At 63.0% G+C, this 16,595-nt stretch carries 13 protein-coding genes; 8 read left to right on the forward strand and 5 right to left on the reverse strand.

Features of this window, described 5'->3' with window-relative positions:
* Positions 1-4: 4 nt before the first annotated feature.
* Positions 5-799: an ATP12 family chaperone protein gene (locus tag ABSY17_RS12780; RefSeq protein WP_378951061.1), complete on the forward strand. Its 795-nt coding sequence runs from the start codon at positions 5-7 to the stop codon at positions 797-799.
* A gap of 215 nt (positions 800-1,014) precedes the next feature.
* The gene (locus ABSY17_RS12785) at positions 1,015-2,052 is read left to right on the forward strand and encodes a glutamine synthetase beta-grasp domain-containing protein (RefSeq protein WP_378951064.1); all 1,038 of its coding nucleotides are present in this window, start codon (positions 1,015-1,017) and stop codon (positions 2,050-2,052) included.
* A gap of 70 nt (positions 2,053-2,122) precedes the next feature.
* Here the strand turns inward: ABSY17_RS12785 and ABSY17_RS12790 are convergent, their stop codons facing one another.
* Positions 2,123-2,404 carry a ribbon-helix-helix domain-containing protein gene (locus tag ABSY17_RS12790; protein WP_378951067.1) on the reverse strand — a complete coding sequence of 94 codons (282 nt, stop codon included), beginning with the start codon at positions 2,402-2,404 and terminating at the stop codon, positions 2,123-2,125.
* Positions 2,405-2,603: 199 nt separating this feature from the next.
* Here ABSY17_RS12790 and ABSY17_RS12795 point away from each other — a divergent pair, with 199 nt between their 5' ends.
* The 3 genes from ABSY17_RS12795 to ABSY17_RS12805 all read left to right on the forward strand — a co-directional run bounded on the left by ABSY17_RS12795 (position 2,604) and on the right by ABSY17_RS12805 (position 5,225).
* On the forward strand, positions 2,604-2,999 hold the full coding sequence (locus ABSY17_RS12795) for a VOC family protein (RefSeq protein ID WP_378951070.1): 396 nt from the start codon (positions 2,604-2,606) through the stop codon (positions 2,997-2,999).
* A gap of 69 nt (positions 3,000-3,068) precedes the next feature.
* Positions 3,069-3,602 carry a gluconate 2-dehydrogenase subunit 3 family protein gene (locus tag ABSY17_RS12800; protein ID WP_378951073.1) on the forward strand — a complete coding sequence of 178 codons (534 nt, stop codon included), beginning with the start codon at positions 3,069-3,071 and terminating at the stop codon, positions 3,600-3,602.
* Positions 3,603-3,653: 51 nt separating this feature from the next.
* Positions 3,654-5,225, forward strand: coding sequence for a GMC family oxidoreductase (locus ABSY17_RS12805; RefSeq protein ID WP_378951076.1), 1,572 nt, complete (start codon positions 3,654-3,656; stop codon positions 5,223-5,225).
* A gap of 77 nt (positions 5,226-5,302) precedes the next feature.
* Here the strand turns inward: ABSY17_RS12805 and glnA are convergent, their stop codons facing one another.
* Both glnA and ABSY17_RS12815 read right to left on the reverse strand, forming a co-directional pair.
* Entirely contained in the window at positions 5,303-6,712 is a 1,410-nt protein-coding gene (gene glnA, locus ABSY17_RS12810) for a type I glutamate--ammonia ligase (protein ID WP_378951079.1), read from the reverse strand.
* Between the two features lie 52 nt (positions 6,713-6,764).
* The gene (locus ABSY17_RS12815) at positions 6,765-7,103 is read right to left on the reverse strand and encodes a P-II family nitrogen regulator (protein ID WP_378951082.1); all 339 of its coding nucleotides are present in this window, start codon (positions 7,101-7,103) and stop codon (positions 6,765-6,767) included.
* 331 nt (positions 7,104-7,434) lie between these two features.
* Here ABSY17_RS12815 and ABSY17_RS12820 point away from each other — a divergent pair, with 331 nt between their 5' ends.
* Complete coding sequence (locus ABSY17_RS12820) at positions 7,435-8,934, forward strand: NAD(P)H-hydrate dehydratase (RefSeq protein ID WP_378951085.1); 1,500 nt, start codon at positions 7,435-7,437, stop codon at positions 8,932-8,934.
* 31 nt (positions 8,935-8,965) lie between these two features.
* Here the strand turns inward: ABSY17_RS12820 and ABSY17_RS12825 are convergent, their stop codons facing one another.
* On the reverse strand, positions 8,966-9,775 hold the full coding sequence (locus tag ABSY17_RS12825; protein ID WP_378951088.1) for a DUF72 domain-containing protein: 810 nt from the start codon (positions 9,773-9,775) through the stop codon (positions 8,966-8,968).
* A 205-nt stretch (positions 9,776-9,980) separates the two neighbouring features.
* Between ABSY17_RS12825 and ABSY17_RS12830 the strand changes: the two genes are divergently transcribed.
* On the forward strand, positions 9,981-10,835 hold the full coding sequence (locus ABSY17_RS12830; RefSeq protein WP_378951091.1) for an aspartyl/asparaginyl beta-hydroxylase domain-containing protein: 855 nt from the start codon (positions 9,981-9,983) through the stop codon (positions 10,833-10,835).
* A gap of 6 nt (positions 10,836-10,841) precedes the next feature.
* On the opposite strand, the gene uvrA is transcribed toward ABSY17_RS12830, so the two are convergent.
* Positions 10,842-13,763, reverse strand: coding sequence for an excinuclease ABC subunit UvrA (gene uvrA / locus ABSY17_RS12835; protein ID WP_378951094.1), 2,922 nt, complete (start codon positions 13,761-13,763; stop codon positions 10,842-10,844).
* Positions 13,764-15,236: 1,473 nt separating this feature from the next.
* Between uvrA and ABSY17_RS12840 the strand changes: the two genes are divergently transcribed.
* The gene (locus ABSY17_RS12840) at positions 15,237-16,526 is read left to right on the forward strand and encodes an ABC transporter substrate-binding protein (RefSeq protein ID WP_378951097.1); all 1,290 of its coding nucleotides are present in this window, start codon (positions 15,237-15,239) and stop codon (positions 16,524-16,526) included.
* Positions 16,527-16,595: the final 69 nt, after the last annotated feature.

A 16,595-nucleotide genomic window follows, 5' to 3' on the forward strand; every position in this document is an offset into this window, starting at 1 on the left:
AACCATGCGTGACATTCTGAGCGACCTTGAAGCCGGCGACATGCTGTCCGATCCCGATCCGATCCGCCGTGCGCAAAGCACGCTGCACCGGCCGCTGCCGAAACGGTTCTATGAAAACGCCGGGGTTGCTGAGGTTGATGGCAGCTACGCCGTGCAGCTCGATGGCAAGTCGGTGCGCACGCCGGGCAGGGCGCTTCTGGCGCTGCCGACGGCGGCGGCTGCACAGCTCGTCGCCGACGAGTTCTCCGCCCAGGGCGAAAACATCGATCCTTTCACCATGCCGGTGCTGCGCCTGGTCAACACGGCCATCGACGGTGTCGCGACGGACCCGCAGGCAGTGCTCGAGGACATCCTGCGCTTTGCTTCGTCCGATTTGCTCTGCTACCGCGCCGACAGCCCCGAAAAGTTGGTCCAGCTCCAGAACGAGGCGTGGGACCCGGTTCTCGACTGGGCGCGCACGTCGCTCGGTGCGCGTTTCGTGCTGGCCGAGGGCGTGATGCATGTCGACCAGCCGCGCGAGGCGATCGCGGCACTTGGCGTTCACCTGTCGCAGCGCGCCGAGCCGATGCGGCTGGCAGCCCTTCACGTCATGACGACGCTGACCGGCTCGGCACTTCTGGCCCTTGCGGTCGAGATGGGCGAACTCGACGTCAAGGAAGCATGGGCCGCGGCCCATGTCGACGAGGACTGGCAGATCGAGCACTGGGGCCAGGATTCCGAGGCCGTCGCCCGCCGCGCCAATCGCAAGCGCGACATGCTTGCAGCGGTGGCGCTTCTCGAGGCACTGAAGGCGGCCTGACCTGGGCCGCTCTGGCCTGCCGGGCCGGGGAGCACGCCTGTTGTGCAGATTGGCTGGCGGTGCGCCTCATGCTGCCTGATTTTTGTGCAGGCTTTTGCTCGGCAGGCTGCGCAGTGGGCGAATTTGACGCCTTTCTGAAACTGGCACGAGCCTTGCTTTTCTAACCTCGACATCGCGGCCGCCAATGGCCGCACGCGTTTCGATGAGAGGTTAGCATGACGAAATACAAGCTCGAGTATATTTGGCTGGACGGATATTCGGCGCCAAACCTTCGTGGCAAGACGCAGGTTAAGGAGTTCGCCGAATTCCCCAAGCTCGAGCAGCTTCCGCTGTGGGGGTTTGACGGGAGCTCCACCATGCAGGCGGAAGGCCGGAGCTCCGATTGCGTGCTCAAGCCCGTTGCCGTCTATCCCGATCCGGCGCGCAAGAATGGCGTGCTCGTCATGTGCGAAGTGATGATGCTGGATGGTGTGACGCCGCATCCGTCGAACACCCGCGCGACCGTGCTGGAAGATGACGGTGCCTGGTTCGGCTTCGAGCAGGAGTATTTCTTCTACAAGGACGGCCGCCCGCTCGGCTTCCCCGAGCATGGCTTCCCGGCCCCGCAGGGTGAGTACTACACCGGCGTTGGCTACAAGAATGTCGGCGACATCGCCCGTCAGATCGTCGAGGAGCATCTCGACCTTTGCCTGGATGCCGGCCTCAACCACGAGGGCATCAATGCCGAAGTGGCCAAGGGCCAGTGGGAATTCCAGATCTTCGGCAAGGGCTCGAAGAAGGCAGCTGACGAAATCTGGCTCGCCCGTTACCTGCTGCAGCGCCTGACCGAGAAGTACAGCATCGACATCGAGTATCACTGCAAGCCGCTGGGCGACACCGACTGGAACGGCTCGGGCATGCATGCCAACTTCTCGACCGAGTATCTGCGCGAAGTGGGCGGCAAGGCCTATTTCGAGGCGCTGATGGCGGCATTCGCCGAGGCGCGCGAAGACCACATTGCCGTCTATGGTCCCGACAACCACCTGCGCCTGACGGGCAAGCACGAGACTGCTTCGATCAATGTCTTCACCTGGGGCGTGGCTGATCGCGGTGCCTCGATCCGCGTGCCGCACAGCTTCGTGCGCAACGACTATCGCGGCTATCTCGAGGATCGTCGTCCGAACTCGCAGGGCGACCCCTATCAGATCGCCTCGCAGATCCTGAAGACCATTTCGACGGTGCCAACCAGCGTCGAGACCAAGGCTGCGGCCTGAGTTCTTCAATCAGTCGAATGAACAAGAACCCGGGGGCGACCCCGGGTTTTTCGTTTCAAGGAGCGAGCGCCTACATCTCTCCGCTCGCTGGTCTGTGGCCACGCAGATAGAGCGCGCAGGTCGTGCGCAGCATGGAGGCGAAGTTCGGGATCTCGCCGTTGATCTCGATGGCCTCGTCATGAAGCTTGGAGATGAACTTCGGCGTCGTCAGATGCTGTGAGGCGGCGATCTCGTCCAGAAGGTCCCAGAACGTGGCCTCCAGCTGGATGCTGGTCGAATGCCCGGCGAGCCTGATCGACCGGTTGATCTGCCGATAGACTGTCGGGTCCTGTCCGGCAAATACCCTGCACATTTCCTTCCTCCCGATGGCTCGCCCGGGCGCTGCCGCCGGTGTGGCGTCCACTTGCATCATCGGCCCGAGCGCCGGCTACCGCAACATGAGTTTCGTTGGCGCGTAGCCCGGATTCTCTTTAGAGGCGTGGTAGCGGGCTGCCACCATTCGCAGCCGCGCAGTTTCATAATCCCACAGCCCAAACCTACCAGGAGGTCTAATGGCGAAAGCAATTCACACCATGGTGCGCGTTCTGGACGAAGCGCGCTCGGTTTCATTCTACCGTACCGCCTTCGGCCTGGAAATTGCGGATCGTCTCGATTTCGAAACCTTTACCCTCGTCTACCTCAGCAATCCGGAAACCGAATTCGAGGTCGAGTTGACCGTCAACAAGGGGCGAACGGAGCCCTATGCGCTGGGTGACGGCTACGGTCATCTCGCAGTGTCGGTGGCGGACCTCGAGGCGGAACGCGAGAGGTTGGTCGCTGCCGGCCTCAGCCCCAAGGACATCGTCGACTTCGCGCCGGGTGGCACACCTCTTGCCCGCTTCTTCTTCATCGAAGATCCCGACGGCTACAAGATCGAGGTGCTGCAGCGGGGAGGCCGATACAAGTAACACGCCGCGGCGGGGGAGCGCCGCGCCAGCCAAGCGCCGGAGGCGCATAGCCAGCAAGGGAGGAAAATCATGGTGACCATCTATCAGGGCAGGTCAGGCCTGTCGCGACGCGAACTGCTCAAGCGCGGCAGTGCGGCCGGCGCCCTGTTCATCATCAGCGGGTCGGCCGTCCTCAGCGCCAGCGAATCCTGGGGGCTCGAATCCACGGCCTTGAAGCCCGAAACCATCGCCACCCTCATCCAGATGGCGCGCGACGTCTACCCGCATGACCAAGTGCCGGACCGGTACTACGCCATCGCCATCAAGAGCCACGACGAACTCGCCGCCAAGGATCCCGCCCACAAGGAACTGATCGAAAAGGGCATCGCCGACCTCGATCAGAAATCCGGCGCGGGCGGCTACACCGGACTCGGGTGGGAAGACGAGCGGGTGGCGGTGCTCAGGCAGATCGAGGAGACGCCATTCTTCCAGGCGATAAGGGGAGGCCTCGTCGTCGGCCTCTACAACCAGAAGGATGTATGGCCGATCTTCGGCTATCAGGGCGAATCCTACTCGAAAGGGGGATACATCAACCGCGGCTTCAACGACATCGACTGGCTCTGAGGAGGCTGTCGCCTCTGGTCAGGGTCTTTCCGCAGTCTCTGGGAGGAAATCATGGCTGCACCTTATGATCTCAACGACGATGGCGTCGTCGTCATCATCGGCTCCGGTGCTGGCGGCGGCACGCTCGGCAACGAACTTGCCCAGAAGGGCATCGACGTCGTCATTCTCGAAGCCGGTCCGCGCGTCGAATACGAGGACTTCGTCAACGACGAATGGGCCTCCTTCGGCCAGCTCGCCTGGCTGGACAACCGCACCACCGGCGGCGGCTGGCGCGTGCACAAGGATTTTCCGAACCTGCCTGCCTGGATCGTCAAGGCGGTAGGCGGCACGACCACGCACTGGGCCGGCGCCTCGCTGCGCTTGCAGGTTCACGAGTTCAAGACAGCGACGCATTACGGCAAGGTCGAGGGGGCGAACCTGCTCGACTGGCCGATTTCGCTCGCCGACCTCGAGCCCTATTACGCCAAGGCCGAGGACAAGATGGGCGTGACCCGCACCAACGGCATCGAAGGCCTGCCCGGCAACAACAATTTCAAGGTGTTCAAGGCGGGCGCCGACAAGCTCGGCTACAAGGAGTGCAACACCGGTCACATGGCCATCAACTCGGCCGAGCGCGACGGCCGCAATTTCTGCCAGCAGACCGGCTTCTGCTTCCAGGGGTGCAAGTGGGGCGCCAAATGGTCGACCCTCTACACCGAGATCCCGAAGGGCGAGGCCACGGGCAAGCTGGAAGTCAGGCCCAACAGCCAGGTGCTGAAGATAGAGCACGATGACAATGGCAAGGTCAGCAATGTCGTCTACGCCGACAAGGACGGCAAGCTGCAGAGCCAGAGGGCCCGCATTGTCTGCGTCGCCGGCAACTCCATCGAAAGCCCGAGGCTGCTGCTCAATTCGGCGTCGGCGAAGTTCCCCGATGGCCTCGCCAATTCGTCCGGCCAGGTCGGCAAGAACTACATGCGCCATACCACCGGCTCGGTCTATGCCATCTTCGACAAGCCGGTGCATTTCTGGCGCGGCACGATCATGGCCGGCATCATCCGCGACGAGGCCCCACATGATCCTTCGCGCGGGTTCGTCGGCGGCTACGAACTCGAGACGCTGTCGCTGGGTCTGCCTTTCATGGCGGCGTTCCTCGACCCCGGTGCCTGGGGCCGTTCGTTCACCACGGCGCTCGATCACTACGATTCCATGGCCGGCATGTGGATCGTCGGCGAAGACATGCCGCAGGAGCAGAACGCGGTGAAGCTGCATGGCGAGTTGAAGGACAAGTACGGCATGCCGATCCCCGATGTTTCGTTCACCGACCATCCCAACGACGTGGCAATGCGCGATCATGCCTACGGCCGAGGCAAGGCGCTCTATGAGGCGGTCGGCGCCACGCGCACCTTCCCGACACCGCCCTATCCGTCGACCCACAACCTGGGCACCAACAGGATGAGCGAGAAGGCGTCGGACGGCGTGGTCAACAAATGGGGCCAGACGCACGACATCAAGAACCTGTTCGTGTCCGATGGCAGCCAGTTCACCACCGGCGGCGCGGAGAACCCGACGTTGACCATCGTGACTCTGGCCATTCGCCAGGCCGACTACATAGCCGACCAGATGGGCTCAAAAAACATCTGAGCGGCGGCATTCCGGCCCGGTCGTAAAACAAAAAAAACCCCGGCGCGCGCCGGGGTTTTCCTTGGGTCTGAAAGCGATCAGACCGAGTAGTACATGTCGTATTCGACCGGGTGCGGGGTCATTTCGAAGCGCATGACCTCGGCCATCTTCAGTTCGATGAAGCTGTCGATCTGGTCGTCGTCGAAGACGCCGCCGGCCTTGAGGAAACCGCGGTCCTTGTCGAGGCTCTGGAGTGCTTCGCGCAGGCTGCCGCAGACGGTCGGGATCTTCTTCAGTTCCTTGGCCGGCAGGTCGTACAGATCCTTGTCCATCGGCTGGCCGGGGTGGATCTTGTTCTTGATGCCGTCGAGGCCGGCCATCAGCAGTGCGGCGAAGCAGAGGTAGGGGTTCGCGCCCGGATCGGGGAAGCGGACCTCCACGCGCTTCGACTTCGGCGAGTTGCCGAACGGAATGCGGCAGGACGCTGAACGGTTGCGCGCCGAATAGGCGAGCAGGACCGGCGCTTCATAACCAGGGACCAGACGCTTGTAGGAGTTGGTCAGCGGGTTGGTGAAGGCGTTGATCGCCTTGGCGTGCTTGATGACGCCACCGATGAAGTACAGGCAGCTTTCCGACAGACCAGCATATTCGTTGCCGGCGAAGGTCGGCTTGCCATTCTTCCAGATCGACATGTGGACGTGCATGCCCGAGCCGTTGTCGCCGAAGATCGGCTTCGGCATGAAGGTTGCCGTCTTGCCGTAGGCGTTGGCGACCTGATGCACGACATACTTGTAGATCAGCATCTTGTCGGCGTTGCGGACCAGCGTGTCGAACTTGATGCCGAGCTCGTGCTGGGCAGCTGCCACCTCGTGGTGGTGCTTTTCGACGCGCACGCCCATCTCCGACAGCACGGTCAGCATCTCGGAGCGCATGTCCTGGCAGCTGTCGATCGGCGGAACCGGGAAGTAGCCGCCCTTGACGCGCGGACGGTGGCCGAGGTTGCCGGTCTCATAGTCGGTGTCGTCGTTCGACGGCAGTTCGGTCGAGTCGAGCTTGAAGCCGGTGTTGTAGGGATCGGCCTTGTACTTGACGTCGTCGAAGACGAAGAACTCGGCTTCCGGGCCGACATAGACGGTGTCGCCGAAGCCTTCCGACTTCAGGTAGGCCTCGGCCTTCTTGGCGATGCCGCGCGGGTCGCGGTTGTAGGCTTCGCCCGAAACCGGATCGAGAATGTCGCAGAGGATGACCATGGTCGACTGGGCGAAGAACGGATCCATGTGGACCGTGTCCAGGTCGGGCATCAGGACCATGTCGGACTCGTTGATGGCTTTCCAGCCAATGATGGACGAGCCGTCGAACATGACGCCATCGGCGAACATTTCTTCCTCGACTTCGGCGATGTCCATGGTGACGTGCTGGAGCTTGCCCTTCGGGTCGGTGAAGCGCAGGTCAACGAACTTAACGTCGTTGTCCTTTATCTGCTTCATTACGTCTTTGGCTGTCGTCATATCAATTTTCCCTTGTGATGACGTTGGGACGAGAACTGGGGTCGGGGAGGCGTCAGATGGCGTCGATGCCGGTCTCGCCGGTGCGGATGCGCACGACTTCCTCGATGTTGGAGACAAAAATCTTGCCGTCGCCGATGCGGCCGGTCTGGGCGGCCTTGCGGATCGCGTCGATCGCCGCTTCGACCGCGTCGTCGCCGAGGACGACCTCGATCTTCACCTTGGGCAGGAAGTCGACGACATATTCGGCGCCGCGATAGAGTTCGGTGTGCCCCTTCTGGCGACCAAAGCCCTTGGCCTCGATAACGGTGATGCCCTGCAGGCCGGCTTCCTGGAGCGCTTCCTTCACTTCGTCGAGCTTGAACGGCTTGATGATCGCTTCGATCTTTTTCATGTGAATACTGGCCTCCACTGCCGAAAATTCTGGGTGAAAATCCCACTCGCGCATCTCTCATGCACGAAGTGTGCCAGTTGCCTCGACCGCAACGGATTCGGGTGGTCTGGACGGCAACCGGGCCAATAGGCCCTCTTTGCGTGGGAGATTTCAATGGCCTCATGCCGGCGCACAAAATTTAGTCGTTGGTTGTGGAGTTCTTGTGCTCAAAAAATAGGCGTCGTGCACGAGAATTGTGCGCGCCAGCTGCGCGATTGGCGCCAGATCTTGTTCCGGTCGGCGGTCCCGCCGTGCTACCTCTCTTATGCAGAAAATCTTCCGGGTTGGCACCATGGCATTCGAGTTACTGACTCCGACCGAGATGGCAGAGGCGGATCGGCTGACGATCGCGGCCGGAACGGCCGACGGGATCGGGCTCATGCGGCGGGCAGGCGGCGCCATTGCCGACCTCATCCTTGCGCGGTTTCCGGCTGCCCAGTCGGTGCACATTCTGTGTGGGCCGGGCAATAATGGCGGCGACGGCTATGTGGTGGCGCGGTTGCTGCACCAAACTGGCGTCGCGGTCCGGCTGTTTGCTATGGCTGAGCCACGCCCGGGCAGCGATGCCGCACTTGCCGCTGCCGAATGTCCTGTTCCGCCCGAGCCGCTCTCCGCCTTCGACCCCATGCCGGGCTCGCTGGTGGTGGATGCGCTTTTCGGCGCCGGCCTGTCCAAGCCGCTTGCCGGCGAAGTGCTGGCGGCAATTGAAAAGACCAATGCCGCCGCTCTGCCTGTCGTGGCGGTCGACCTGCCGTCCGGCGTGTCCGGGGCAAGCGGGACGATACTCGGCGGCGCGTTCAAGGCCGTGGCGACCGTGACCTTCGCACGGAAGAAGCCCGGGCACCTGCTGCAGCCGGGCAGGGCGCAGTGCGGCGACGTCGTCGTGGCCGACATCGGCATTGCGGACGCGACGATCGCCGCCACGGGCGCATGCTGCTTCGAGAACGAGCCGGGCCTGTGGCAGCGGCATTTTCCATCGCCGGCCAACGACGCGCACAAATATAGCCGCGGCCATGTCGGGGTCTTCTCCGGCGGGGTGTCGGCGACGGGTGCTGCCCGCCTGTCGGCCATGGCTGCGGCGCGGGCCGGGGCGGGGGCGGTGACGCTGCTGTCGCCGGGCGGGGCGCTGGCGGCGAATGCTGCCCATCTCACCTCGATCATCCTGAGGCGCTGCGACACGCTCGACGATGCCCAGGCCTTTCTCGATGCCCGCAAGCCCGAGGTGCTGGTCTATGGGCCGGGGCTCGGGCCCGAGCCGGAGGTTGGCCGTTTCGCGCTCGACCTGATCACCCACGCGGCTGGCCGTTTCGGCGCGCTGGTGCTCGACGCCGACGGCATCACCTCGCTGGCGCATCGGCGGCTGGCCTTCTTCGAGGCCGCGAAACGGCCGAATGGTCCGGCATTGGTGCTGACGCCGCATCATGGCGAGTTCGGCCGTCTGTTTACCGACATTGCCGCCGACGGCGCGCTTTCCAAGCTCGAGCGGGCAAGGGCTGCCGCGCAACGGGCCAATGCCACCATCATCTACAAGGGACCGGACACGGTGATCGCCGCACCCGACGGGCGCGCGGCGATCAACGCCAACGGCACGCCACTTCTGGCGACCGCCGGCTCGGGCGACGTGCTGTCGGGCATCGTCGCGGCGCTGCTCGCCCAGGCGATGCCACCCTTCGAGGCGGCCTGTGCCGCCGTGTGGATGCATGCCGAGGCGGCACGGCGGTTTGGGCCGGGCCTGATCGCCGAGGATCTGCCACTGGCGTTGCGCGAGGTGCTTGGGGAACTGGCCGGATGATTTTCCCGCCAGAAGGGCTTTCCGCGTCCGTTCAGCCCCCGTTCAGCCGCTTCATCAACGCCATCGCGCCAAACGGGGCGCGGACCTTGCCCTCGGTGATGAAGTAGACAAAGACGTCGCGCGGCTTGACCGGTGCCTCGGTGTCAGGTGAAGCGCGGGGCAGGTCGGCCGGCACGCCGCCTGCAGCCCAGATTTTTGCACGCGCGGCCCATTCGTCCAGTCCTGCTGATGTATAGCAGTCGGCGTTGTCGTCGCTGCCGGTCTGTAGCCGCACGTAGACGAAATCGCCTGTCACGTCTGATATGGCTGGATAGGTGGCGTGGTCGGCATAGACGATCGCCACATTGTACTTACGCGCCAGCGTGACGAATTCCGGCACGATAAAGGAATCATGCCGTACTTCGACCGCGTGGCGAAGCGGAACGCCGTCCTGCTTTTCGGGCAGGAGCTTCAGGAACGCCTCGAAATCATCGGCGTCGAACTTCTTGGTCGGGGCGAACTGCCACAGGATCGGCCCGAGTTTTTCGCCGAGTGCCACGATGCCCGAGCCCAGGAAACGCATCATCGACTCGCCGGCCTCGCCGAGCACGCGGCGGTTGGTGACGAAGCGGTTGCCCTTGAGCGAGAAGACAAAACCGTCGGGCGATTCCGTTGCCCATTTGAGGAAGGTCGGCTCCTTGAAGCTGGAATAGTAGGTGCCGTTGACCTCTATGGTCGGCACCTGCCGGCTGGCGAATTGCAACTGCTTGGCCTTGGAAAGCTTGTCCGGATAGAAGGACGTATCCCACGGCTCGAACGTCCAGCCGCCCATGCCGGCGCGGATTGTTCCTGAATTGGTCATTTCTTCGTCCCCTCTGGTAGATTGGTCGTCGAGACCATGCCGCCTGTCATTCGATTTCATGCGTCCCGGCCGCAGGCGCTGTCCCGGTTGCAATAGGTTTCGGCATTTGCCGACAGGTAGAAATCCCGCTGTTCAAGTGCCGCCCATCCGCCTATGTCTGTGCACGGGGTCTATTCGTGCATCTTTCACCATTCTTGGGGCGATCATGAGCATGTCCAAACGCATTGTCCGCAAACTTGCCATCGCCGCACTGGCACTGGCCGCCGGATTTTACTTCATACCCTTCGTCACACTGTTCTTCCTCTGCACCGGGCTGATCGACGTCATGCGTAACACGCGGCGCGATGCGATGGTGTTCGAGCGTTACTTTCTCGGCAACGGCATTCCGACCTGGCTGCTGTCGCCATTCAACCTGCTCATCGACCTTCTCAGCCACCGCAACAAGGGCGTCTACAAGCTCGACGACATGCCGCCGGAATGGCGTGAGGAACTCGACTTCGTGCTCGACACGTTCCGGGCGCGCAAGGACGAGATCGTTGGCGACATTGACCAAGTGTTCGAGGCCGGGCGGCGCGGCATGTATGTGTTCAAATGGTACGGCAAGGAGAACCCGCACAACATCCAGGAGTTCAAGCGCGAGTTCCGCTTCATCAAGACCATCGCCGTGTCGGTGTTCTCGGGCCGCGAGTCGACCTCGTTCCACTATGGCCCGCTCAGGCTGACGCTGAGGGTGCTCTACAACCTGTCGCCGGTGAAGACGGATCAGATCTTCATCGAATGCGGAAACCAGAAGCATTATTGGCACAACGAGCCGCTCTACATCTTTGACGACACGCTGATCCATCGCTCGGTCAACCAGTACGACGCTCGCCGCTATTGCGTGTTCATGGACATCGTCCGGCCGACACCGTATCCGGGGCTGCTGTCGTTCCTGGTCTCGGTCGTCTCGACGCTGGTCGAGAAGATCAACGCGATCTTCTACAGCCACTGGAAGATTTTGAGGCCCGTCGGCAAGCCGGCGCCGGCCGCGGCGGGAAAAAGCTCGCAGCCGACGGAGTGAGGCAGCCTACTCGGCCGCCTCGCGCTTGCCGCCCGGGCGGCGCTCCAGCAACTCCTTGAGGAACTGGCCGGTGTAGCTGCGCGGCTCGCCGACGATGTCTTCCGGCCGACCTGCCGCCACCAGCTCGCCACCGCCGTCGCCGCCCTCGGGGCCGAGGTCGAGCACCCAGTCGGCAGTCTTGATGACCTCGAGATTGTGCTCGATGACGACGACCGTGTTGCCCTGGTCGACCAGTTCGTGCAGCACCTCGAGCAGCTTGGCGACGTCGTGGAAATGCAGGCCGGTGGTCGGTTCGTCCAGGATGTAGAGCGTCTTGCCAGTAGCCTTGCGCGACAGCTCCTTGGCGAGCTTGATCCGCTGGGCCTCGCCACCCGACAGCGTGTTGGCCTGCTGGCCGATATGGATGTAGCCGAGGCCGACCTGCTTGAGCGTTTCGAGCTTGTCGCGGACGACGGGCACGGCGGCGAAGAACTCGACGCCTTCCTCGACCGTCATGTCGAGCACGTCGGCGATCGACTTGCCCTTGAACAGCACGTCGAGGGTTTCGCGGTTGTAGCGCTTGCCGTGGCAGACGTCGCAGGTGACGTAGACGTCGGGCAGGAAGTGCATTTCGATCTTGATGACGCCGTCGCCCTGGCAGGCCTCGCAGCGGCCGCCCTTGACGTTGAAGGAGAAGCGGCCGGGCTGGTAGCCGCGCGCCTTGGCTTCCGGCAGGCCGGCGAACCAGTCGCGGATCGGCGTGAAGGCGCCGGTGTAGGTCGCCGGGTTCGAACGCGGGGTGCGGCCGATCGGCGACTGGTCGATGTCGATGACCTTGTCGAGGAATTCGAGGCCCTCGATGCGGTCGTGCTCGGCCGGGTGCTCGCGCGAGCCCATGATGCGGCGCGAGGCGGCCTTGAACAGCGTCTCGATCAGGAAGGTCGACTTGCCGCCGCCCGATACGCCGGTGACGGCGGTGAAGGTGCCCAATGGGATTTCGGCGGTGACGTTCTTGAGGTTGTTGCCGCGGGCGCCGACGATCTTGATGCGCTTGTTCTTCTTCAATTCGCGGCGCGAAGCGGGCGTAGCGATTTCAAGCTCGCCCGACAGATATTTGCCGGTGATCGAGTTCGGGTTGGCCATGACCTGCTGCGGTGTGCCTTCGGCGATGACGTTGCCGCCATGGATGCCCGCGGCCGGGCCGATGTCGACGACATAGTCGGCGGTCAGGATGGCATCCTCGTCATGCTCGACGACGATGACGGTGTTGCCGATGTCCCTGAGGTGGCGCAGCGTGTCGAGCAGGCGTGCGTTGTCGCGCTGGTGCAGCCCGATCGACGGCTCGTCGAGCACGTAGAGCACGCCGGTTAGTCCCGAGCCGATTTGCGAGGCGAGGCGGATGCGCTGGCTTTCACCGCCCGACAGCGTGCCGGAATTGCGCGACAGCGTCAGATATTCGAGGCCGACATCGTTGAGGAAGCGCAGGCGCTCGCGGATTTCCTTGAGGACGCGGACGGCGATCTCGTTCTGCTTGTCGTTGAGCAGTTCGGGCAGCGCCTCGAACCAGGCATTGGCCTTGCGGATCGACTGTTCGGTGACCTCGCCGATGTGCTTGCCGCCGACCTTGACGGCGAGCGCCTCGGGCTTGAGGCGGTAGCCGGCGCAGGCCGGGCAGGGCGTGGCCGACATGAAGCGCTCGATCTCCTCGCGCATCCAGGCGGATTCGGTCTCCTTCCAGCGACGCTCGAGATTGGGGATCACGCCCTCGAAGGTCTTGGTCGTCTTGTAGGAGCGCAGGCCGTCGTCATAGTTGAAGGTGATTTCCTTCGTGCCGGTGCCGCGCAGGATCGCTTCTTGCGCTTCCGCAGAAAGGTCGCGCCAGCGGTCGCCGAGCTTGAATCCGTAGACTTTCCCCAGCGCTTCCAGCGTCTGGGCGTAGTAGGGCGAGGTCGACTTGGCCCAAGGCGCGACAGCACCCTCGCGCAGCGAGACATGGTCCTCCGGCACGATCAGCGCGGGGTCGATGGCGCGCTGGTTGCCGAGACCGTCGCAGGCCGGGCAGGCGCCAAACGGGTTGTTGAAGGAGAACAGACGCGGTTCGATCTCGGGGATGGTGAATCCCGATACCGGACAGGCGAATTTCTCCGAAAAAAGAATGCGTTCGTGGGTTTCGTTCGCAGACTTGTTGACCGAGTCCTCGCCGGTCTGGCTGGCGTCGAGCGGGCGGTCGGCGAATTCGGCGACGGCAAGGCCCTCGGCCAGCTTGAGCGCGGTTTCGAGCGAGTCGGCCAGGCGGGTGGCGAGGTCGGGGCGGACGACGATGCGGTCGACGACGACGTCGATGTCGTGCTTGTACTTCTTGTCGAGGACAGGTGCTTCGCCGATTTCGTAGAAGGCGCCGTCGATCTTGACGCGCTGAAAGCCCTTCTTCTGAAGTTCGGCCAACTCCTTCTTGTACTCGCCTTTGCGGCCGCGGACGATGGGGGCGAGGATGAACAGGCGCGTGCCCTCGTCCAGCGCCAGAACGCGGTCGACCATCTGCGAAACCGTCTGGCTCTCGATCGGCAGGCCGGTGGCCGGCGAATAGGGCACGCCGACGCGCGCGAACAGCAGGCGCATGTAGTCGTAGATCTCGGTGACGGTGCCGACAGTCGAGCGCGGGTTCTTCGAGGTGGTCTTCTGCTCGATGGAGATCGCCGGCGACAGGCCGTCGATCTGGTCGACATCGGGCTTCTGCATCATCTCGAGGAACTGGCGGGCATAGGCCGACAGGCTCTCGACATAGCGGCGCTGGCCCTCGGCATAGATGGTGTCGAAGGCGAGCGACGACTTGCCGGAACCGGACAGGCCGGTCATGACGATCAGCCTGTCGCGCGGCAGGTCGAGATCGACATTCTTGAGATTGTGTTCGCGCGCGCCGCGAATGGAAAGGTACTTGTGATCGGCCATGCCCGGTCCGCCGCCTCAAATCTGGAATTGCTCGGAGTGGCGGGGGTGCCCGGCCATTCCCTCATGTAGGTATTCGCGACGCCCGGTCGAGAGGCGCTGCCACGCAAACCGCACAGCGTTTAACCGTCTTTGGCGCCGAGGGGCAAGTCAAAAAGAACAAAGATCGAACACCTGCTGACAGCGTGGTGGCAGGAGCGGGCCTTGGCCCGTACGCTGAAAAGACGGCATCGGATCACATTTTACGCTTCTAACAATGTTGTGGTTGACGTGGTCAAACCAGGGGGTAGAATCCAAGCGTTACCTGATGCCGAGCCTCTCTGGATGGCTCCTCACCATGCTAGGGTCGGTCTGCGAGACGCCGCAGACACGCGAGTTGAGCACCAGGCTGACAGTGGTACAACTGGCACAGGAGGAGAGGCATGACTCCACCGGACGGTTACACAAGGTTCCGCTAGCGAGACGGAACCACGGCGGGCACATGTGCCCGGCATTTCCTGAGTGAAAAGCCCCGCAAACCGAGCCTGTCGTTTCCCCTTACAATTTGAGACCATGGTCGGATCAGTGGCTGCGTGTCACAGAGAATCCGAGAGAGCAGAGCCGGTAAACCACTCCCGGCGGTCAAGGGTACAACCCGACAACAGGCCCCGTGCGCTCCCCGGAGCGGCGGGGCCAAATTTGTGTCCTGATATTGCGACGTGAGAAGCCAAAGGCAATGGCGTGCGGCGGGGGCGCCAATGGTACGGGTGGTGCAGCGTGACAAGCTGCAGCCATGACGATGGGGGGTAGATGTTCCCGCTCATGTTCCCGCTTATGGGCTCGAACCACGATTCACGCCTGCACGGGGCGGCGTGACGAAGCGGGCTATCGCCTGCTGCCGATGCGACGCATTTCGACAACGCGGCCATCGCGCTGTCTGATGCCGACCTCGAAGCGAGTGTTTCCTCGCCATGCCCGATAGACGAAGAACCGACCGCGGCAGTCTATACGGCGCACATCCCGGAACCCACGACTGCGGAGCAGCCTTTCCCCCTGACTGCAGGTAATTCCTCTTCCTCTGTTGAGGTTGGTGCCAATACCGATGCTGATATTGACGTTGGCCTGGGCCGTCGCCTCTGGAGGAAGCGCCACGGGCGAGGCCAATAGGCCAAAAGCCATTGCTAGTGACAGAGACCAAGATCTGAGCATTGCTATCTCCCGATTTGGCATCAATTGAAGGTAACCAGATGTGGCGCTGACTGACAAGCGGCGGCGGTTCGTCGCATGATACCTTGCCGATCTGAACGCGACCGATGCCGCGATATTGCCGCTCGAGCATTTGCTGAAGCTCATGCGCAACCCGAATGCAGATGCCTCTCGTTGCGGCGATATGGCGGACGGAATTCTCCACACGAACCTGCTTGACAGGTCGATATGACGTTATAACCTCTTGGCGCGGGCCATAAAAGGGAACAGTCCGCATCTGGAGGATTTGTCATGAAGCTTGCGTGGACCATCAAATGCGCGCTGGCCGCCGGCATCGCTATGCTGCCGAGTGCCGTGCTGGCGCAGTCGGTCAATATTTCCTATCTCACCCACTGGTCGCCGGAGACCGTGGCGCTGCTCGAGCAGGCGGCCAAGGATTTTTCCAAGACCAATCCGGATGTTGCTGTCACGGTGCGCGCGGTGCCGTTCGGTGACCTGTTGACCACGCTGCGTTCGCAGGGTGGCGGCGACGGCGCGACGATTGCCGGCATCTACGACCTGTGGCTGCCGGAACTGGCGCGCGACAAGCTGGTGGCTCCAGCACCCGAGGCCGTCGGTGGCGACGTCAAGGCCGGCTGGCCGGCCGGTGTGGTGTCGGCGGCGAGCGTCGGCGGCACGCTTTACGGCATTCCCAACGAAATCGACGTCTATGCGCTGAACTACAACAAGGCGCTTTTTGCCGAGGCGGGCATCGCGGGCGCTCCCAAGACCTGGGACGAGCTCAAGGACGCGGCCGCCAAGTTGACCAAGAAGGATGCCGGGCAGCAGGGCTTCGGAATGATCAATTCATGGGCGGCGGGCGTTGTGCATCCGTTCTCGTCGCTTCTGGTGTCGAACGGCGGCGATCTGGTCGTCGACGGCAAGCCTGTGCTGGACAGCAAGAACGCGGGCGAGGCGTTCCAGCTCTACGAGGACCTGATCAAGGCCGGTTCCAGCGATCCGGCCATGGGCACGGCAGACGCCAACACGACCGGGCCGTTCCTTGACAATTTCGTCTCGGGCAAGACCGGCATGATCATCATGGCCAACTGGTGGGAGAGCGCGCTGAAGGGCGGCATGGGCGACAAATTCGCCAATATCGCCACCGCACCGATCCCGGTCGGGCCGAGCGGCGACAAGCCGCGCTCGATCTCATATTCCTGGATGACCGTGGTGAATGCGGGGGCTGCCGAGGCCGAGCAGAAGGCGGCCTGGGATTTTCTTGCCTGGCTCAATAGTCCGAAGTCGGGCCCGAACGGCGCTTCGGCCATGGCCAACATCCTGATGTCGATGGGCATCCTGCCGTCGCGGACGTCAGATGTCGAAGCCTTCAAGGACAAGCTCGGTTCCGAGTTCCTGTCGGGCTATGTCAGCGTGCTGGCCGACGCCAAGCCGTTCCCCGTGGTGCTGGGCGGACAGGAATTCTCCGAATCCCTGCAGCAGACGGTCGAGGCGCTGCAATACGGCAAGGTTTCGGCAAAGGACGCGCAGGCGAGCGCCCAGGCCGATGCCGCTTCGATCCTGGAGAAGGCTGCGAAGTAGGGCCTTCTTCTTCGGGTACGAGGCCAGCTGATGAAGTCCCCCTCACCGGTTCGCTGCGCGAACCACCTC

Origin of the sequence: Mesorhizobium sp. ANAO-SY3R2 (genome assembly GCF_042466635.1) — a bacterium.
In the GTDB taxonomy this organism is placed as follows: domain Bacteria; phylum Pseudomonadota; class Alphaproteobacteria; order Rhizobiales; family Rhizobiaceae; genus Aminobacter.

What these genes read in the sequence shown, in the direction of transcription:
- glnA (WP_378951079.1), bottom strand. Translation starts at nt 6,712, where the DNA reads ATGACGACAGCCAAAGACGTAATGAAGCAGATAAAGGACAACGACGTT.
- ABSY17_RS12825 (WP_378951088.1), bottom strand. Translation starts at nt 9,775, where the DNA reads ATGACCAATTCAGGAACAATCCGCGCCGGCATGGGCGGCTGGACGTTC.
- ABSY17_RS12785 (WP_378951064.1), top strand. Translation starts at nt 1,015, where the DNA reads ATGACGAAATACAAGCTCGAGTATATTTGGCTGGACGGATATTCGGCG.
- ABSY17_RS12790 (WP_378951067.1), bottom strand. Translation starts at nt 2,404, where the DNA reads ATGTGCAGGGTATTTGCCGGACAGGACCCGACAGTCTATCGGCAGATC.
- ABSY17_RS12815 (WP_378951082.1), bottom strand. Translation starts at nt 7,103, where the DNA reads ATGAAAAAGATCGAAGCGATCATCAAGCCGTTCAAGCTCGACGAAGTG.
- ABSY17_RS12805 (WP_378951076.1), top strand. Translation starts at nt 3,654, where the DNA reads ATGGCTGCACCTTATGATCTCAACGACGATGGCGTCGTCGTCATCATC.
- ABSY17_RS12800 (WP_378951073.1), top strand. Translation starts at nt 3,069, where the DNA reads ATGGTGACCATCTATCAGGGCAGGTCAGGCCTGTCGCGACGCGAACTG.
- ABSY17_RS12840 (WP_378951097.1), top strand. Translation starts at nt 15,237, where the DNA reads ATGAAGCTTGCGTGGACCATCAAATGCGCGCTGGCCGCCGGCATCGCT.
- ABSY17_RS12820 (WP_378951085.1), top strand. Translation starts at nt 7,435, where the DNA reads ATGGCATTCGAGTTACTGACTCCGACCGAGATGGCAGAGGCGGATCGG.
- ABSY17_RS12795 (WP_378951070.1), top strand. Translation starts at nt 2,604, where the DNA reads ATGGCGAAAGCAATTCACACCATGGTGCGCGTTCTGGACGAAGCGCGC.
- ABSY17_RS12830 (WP_378951091.1), top strand. Translation starts at nt 9,981, where the DNA reads ATGAGCATGTCCAAACGCATTGTCCGCAAACTTGCCATCGCCGCACTG.
- ABSY17_RS12780 (WP_378951061.1), top strand. Translation starts at nt 5, where the DNA reads ATGCGTGACATTCTGAGCGACCTTGAAGCCGGCGACATGCTGTCCGAT.
- uvrA (WP_378951094.1), bottom strand. Translation starts at nt 13,763, where the DNA reads ATGGCCGATCACAAGTACCTTTCCATTCGCGGCGCGCGCGAACACAAT.